At 49.2% G+C, this 4,390-nt stretch carries 6 protein-coding genes; 5 read left to right on the top strand and 1 reads right to left on the bottom strand.

All coding sequences use genetic code 11. From position 1 onward, the window contains the following. Both LUQ50_RS02530 and LUQ50_RS02525 read left to right on the top strand, forming a co-directional pair. On the top strand, window positions 1-466 hold a 466-nt coding region (locus LUQ50_RS02530), incomplete at its 5' end, for a flavodoxin family protein (protein ID WP_300035697.1). A gap of 25 nt (window positions 467-491) precedes the next feature. Beyond that, entirely contained in the window at window positions 492-1,313 is an 822-nt protein-coding gene (locus LUQ50_RS02525) for a nitroreductase family protein (protein WP_300035694.1), read from the top strand. A gap of 191 nt (window positions 1,314-1,504) precedes the next feature. Here LUQ50_RS02525 and LUQ50_RS02520 read toward each other — a convergent pair whose 3' ends face one another. After that, complete coding sequence (locus LUQ50_RS02520) at window positions 1,505-1,678, bottom strand: hypothetical protein (protein WP_300035691.1); 174 nt, start codon at window positions 1,676-1,678, stop codon at window positions 1,505-1,507. Window positions 1,679-1,744: 66 nt separating this feature from the next. On the opposite strand from LUQ50_RS02520, the gene LUQ50_RS02515 reads away from it, so the two are divergent. From LUQ50_RS02515 to LUQ50_RS02505, 3 genes are read left to right on the top strand one after another with little or no spacing between them, the layout of a single operon-like run. After that, on the top strand, window positions 1,745-3,061 hold the full coding sequence (locus LUQ50_RS02515) for a D-aminoacyl-tRNA deacylase (protein WP_300035688.1): 1,317 nt from the start codon (window positions 1,745-1,747) through the stop codon (window positions 3,059-3,061). Next, window positions 3,061-4,149 (top strand): cell division protein FtsZ, encoded by a 1,089-nt coding sequence (gene ftsZ, locus LUQ50_RS02510; RefSeq protein WP_300035700.1) that lies wholly within the window; start codon window positions 3,061-3,063, stop codon window positions 4,147-4,149. The genes LUQ50_RS02515 and ftsZ overlap by 1 nt, the downstream gene beginning before the upstream one ends. Window positions 4,150-4,155: 6 nt before the next feature. After that, window positions 4,156-4,347: a protein translocase SEC61 complex subunit gamma gene (locus LUQ50_RS02505; RefSeq protein ID WP_300035685.1), complete on the top strand. Its 192-nt coding sequence runs from the start codon at window positions 4,156-4,158 to the stop codon at window positions 4,345-4,347. Window positions 4,348-4,390: the final 43 nt, after the last annotated feature.

The following is a 4,390-nucleotide window of genomic DNA, read 5'->3' as shown; positions in this document are numbered from 1 at the left end:
TGAGGTAATCATGCTCAATGATCTCTCCATTACCGGTTGTCAGGCCTGCTATGCCTGTAAACAGGAGGATACCATTGTCTGTCCAATTCTGGATGATATGCAGCGGATCTATCAACTCATCGAAGGTGCTGACGGTGTCATCGTAGCGACACCGATCTACTTTGGTGGCGTTACTGCTCAAACAAAACTCTGGCTTGATCGGCTTTTCCCCTATCTAACCATGGATCTTGGCAGCCATCTGCCACGGAAGATCCCACTCTCCTGCATCTATACGCAGAACCAGCCTGACGCCTCCTATTTTACTGGTGCCATGAATACCTTTGAGTTTGCCCTCGGTCTCATCGGTTTCTCAATAAAAAACCGTGTTATCGGAGTTGATCTCGACACAGGCAATAAGCCGATGGCTACCGAATATCCTGAACTCATGAAACAGGCCTGGCAGGTGGGTACCGATCTTATGCCCTAACCAGTTAGATTTTTGAGAGAAAAACATGACAACTATTCTAATTAATACCGAATCTTGCTCCGGATGTGCCATCTGTTCCGGGGTGTGTGCTTACGGAATCCTCGACACCGGATCTGACGGAAAGATCCAGGTTAAACCCGGTACTGAAGATTTCTGTGGCAGGTGCGGTCAGTGTGAGGCGATCTGTCCTGAAGGGGCTATCACCGTGACATATGAGAACGCAGGACCGGTTCCGGATCATTCAAGTGAGCGGATCCCAACTTCCGGAGAGATGGCCCGGCTCATCACGACTCGTAGATCAATCCGTGATTACCGCAGGGATCTGGTCCCAAAAAAGACATTTGAGCAGATCTTTGATATCATCAGGTACGCTCCGACCGGGATGAATGGCCAGTCAGTAGAATGGCTTGTCATCTATGATCCTGATGAAGTTGCAGCATTGGTTGCAAAAGTGATCGAGTGGGCCCGCGAGATCATCAGTTCACACCCTGAAGATGTTCTTGCACCGGTCCTACCCTTGTTTGTCAGTGCATATGAACATGGGTTAGATAAGATCTGCCACAGTGCCCCCCATGTGGTTATCGCCCACAGCCAGACAGAAAATCCTATCGGATTTGTTGATGCCATGATTGCAATGACACATCTTGATCTCATAGCACCAACCTTCGGGCTTGGCACGTGCTGGGCCGGGATTGTTCAAGGTGCTCTCAGATCATCCCCAGAGATCAGAAAGAGTATCGGAATACCGGATGGGCATGTTCCGCATTATGCCATGATGGTAGGATATCCGAAGTACAGGTACCGGAGAGCACCAAAGCGTAATGCTGTGAAAATAACCTGGAAATAATCCTGTGACACCATCCGGTCGATTGTCATATACCTGATAATCCCGGACTCCAACTCTCCCTGTTATTTTGTAAACATCCTACCACCGTCTCATCATCTGTGATATGGTGGGTACGTCTGATGTTGGTTTTCCATGTCTGCCTTCAGTCGCAGATATGGGCAGGCAACACCTGTTCTGATAAAACTCTCCAATCAGAAACAACCGAGCTGGCAGGCGCGGATCTTTATGTTCAGTTCGTTACAGATTTTTGCGATATCTGCTTTTGAGATACCATACTTTTTTGAAATCTCAAATGCCCTGCCACAGGGAAGTTCTGTGGTAATGCCTTCTTTCTCAAGGATCGATCTGATCTCCTCAGTGTTCATGTGTATATACTGCGTATATACGGTCAAGAAAATTGTGATCGCTTACACCCGGGGATTGATGCACTGATGAAAGACGGGAAAAAGACAGGACTGATCCTGCTGGTAAGTTCTCATGCTGACCAGGCAGGGTGCCTGATCCACGAGGAGGTCATGCGTCTGCTTGCCGCGAATCCACAGCATCAGGGAAGGTACCAACACAGGCAGGTTAATGAGCGACTGATCTATCTGGATGGTTCGGGTTTCTCCACCGATGTTGATCTTATTATTTTTCTCTCCCGGCATGCCAGCAAAGAACCGAGATCAGTGCTCACGGTCCACGTTACCGGCAACTATGGTGAAGCGGTATTCGGGGGCAGCCCGGGTACGCTCACTCCTGCCGCAACCGCTATGATGCATGCGATCATGAACCGCCTTGTAAAGGAAGTTCCAGAAGGATACGAAGTAACGTATGAGGCGACTCACCACGGGCCGACAAATCTGCCGGTACCATCCTGTTTTGTCGAGGTTGGGAGTACCGAGTATGAGTGGCAGGATCGCAATGCTGCTGCTGCGGTAGCCCGTGCTGTCATAGGGGCAGAGCCCGGGAGGATTGTCAGCCTCGCAGGATTTGGTGGGACCCATTATGCACAGCGGCAGACCGAGATTGCCCTCACTACGAGGGGTGGATTTGGTCATATCATACCGACCCGTGACCTTATTCATCTTGATCAGGCCATGTTTAACACCATTATTACTGAAACCGCTGCAGATGCAGTCTACATCGATCGCAAATCCGTATCCCGTGATGACATCCGGAGAATCGAAGAGTATGCTACAGAGCAGGATCTGATCGTGGTCGGGCAGTCAGATCTGCAGAATATGAGGAACCTCTCGTTCCCTGAGTACTGCAGCATCAGGAGGATGGCGGAAGAGATACTCCCTGGTTTCTCGGTGACTGTGCATGACATTCGCAACGCGAACTCTTTGATAACAGTAACAATTCCCTCAGATCTCATTGCTGAAGCAGCAAAAATAGATCCTGATGGGTTATCTGCCGGCCTTGAAACTCTTCCGGTTGTTCATCTCTCCGGAAAGGGCATTGCTTATTATCCCACATTTATTACTAATCAGGAAAATGCCCTGTATATTACAAATGAATTAATACATTTCTGCGTATCAATCTTACATAGAAACTGTTCATGCAGATTTGATGGGGATTGTCTGATAATCACCAGGGAAAAGTTTGACCCGGAGATAGCAATCAGTCTTGGTATTGCTCCAGGCCCTGAGTTTGGAAAACTTATGGCAGGTGAAGTGATTGTTTCTCAGGGTCGTAAGGTCACTCCGGCAATGGTGATGAAGGTGACAGAAAAAAGGATCTGCATTCCGGGATGGGGCACATGATGAGATCTATTGTCGAAGAGGCATTAAGCAGGGCTAAAGCAGAGAGCGAACCGCCACAAAACAACAGTGATTTGGATGCGGTTCTCAAGTCAATGATGACCAAGATTGCGGTCATCGGTTGTGGTGGTGGGGGATCCAATACCATAAGCAGGATGCATGATGAGGGGATTGCTGGAACAACCTTGTACGCGGTGAACACTGATGCCATGCATCTTGCCACCGTGCGTGCGGATCATCGTATTCTTATCGGAAGGCAGCGCACCCGTGGCCTTGGTGCAGGATCGTATCCTCAAGTTGGTGAAGAAGCAGCTCTCGAAAGTGAACACGAAATTCATCGTGCTGTTGATGACGCAGACATGGTTTTCATTACAGCCGGCCTTGGTGGGGGGACCGGAACCGGCTGTGCTCCTGTTGTAGCAAAGGCGTCACGGGAAGAAGGTGCTCTGACTATTGCAGTAGTCACGCTTCCGTTTACTGCGGAAGGAGCTATCAGATCCGAAAATGCAGAGACAGGATTGGAGCGACTCAGAGAGGTGGCAGATACGGTGATAGTGGTGCCAAATGACCGTCTTATGGAGGTAGTCCCCAAACTCCCGTTATCAGCAGCGTTCAAGGTAGCTGATGAAGTTCTGATGCGGGCCGTGAAAGGAATTACAGAACTTATCACGGTCCCCGGGCTGGTTAATCTCGATTTTGCAGATATCAGGGCGGTTATGGAGAAAGGTGGAGTTGCCATGATCGGGATGGGTGAGAGTGACGCAACCGATAAGGCTGCAGATTCGGTGCGCAAGGCTATCCGTTCACCCCTTCTGGACATCGATATCTCTGGCGCGACTTCAGCTCTTGTTAATGTAACCGGTGGTCCGGATATGACTATGGCCGAGGCAGAAGGGGTTGTGGAAGAGGTATACAACCTGATAGACCCGGATGCTCGGATTATCTGGGGAGCTCAGATCGATCAGACCATGCAGAATACGATCAGAACACTCCTGATTCTGACTGGTGTACGGTCGCCACAAATATATGGGAGAAATGAGAAAAGTAACCCGAAATTTCAGAGACATTTTGAGATCGATTTTCTGAAGTGATATCCTATGGAAACCCCGAAGATCAATTTAAACCTTAATGAAGAACTCTTCCGTAAATACTGGCGGGTTCTTAAACTGGCACGCTTCCCAAAACGGGATGAATACTCTAAGATCGCACTGGTTGCGGCTGCTGGTGTGCTGGTTGTTGGAATGCTCGGCTTTATCGTATACCTGATCTTTGTATACCTTCCACACTGATGGACATGGAGACTGAACCCCGTCTCACCCGTATCTACGCAAT

It is taken from the genome of Methanospirillum sp., from assembly GCF_028679455.1.
Classification (GTDB): Archaea; Halobacteriota; Methanomicrobia; order Methanomicrobiales; family Methanospirillaceae; genus Methanospirillum.
The sequence above is the reverse complement of the archived record's forward strand: the minus strand, read 5'-3'. Positions and strand labels throughout refer to the sequence as shown.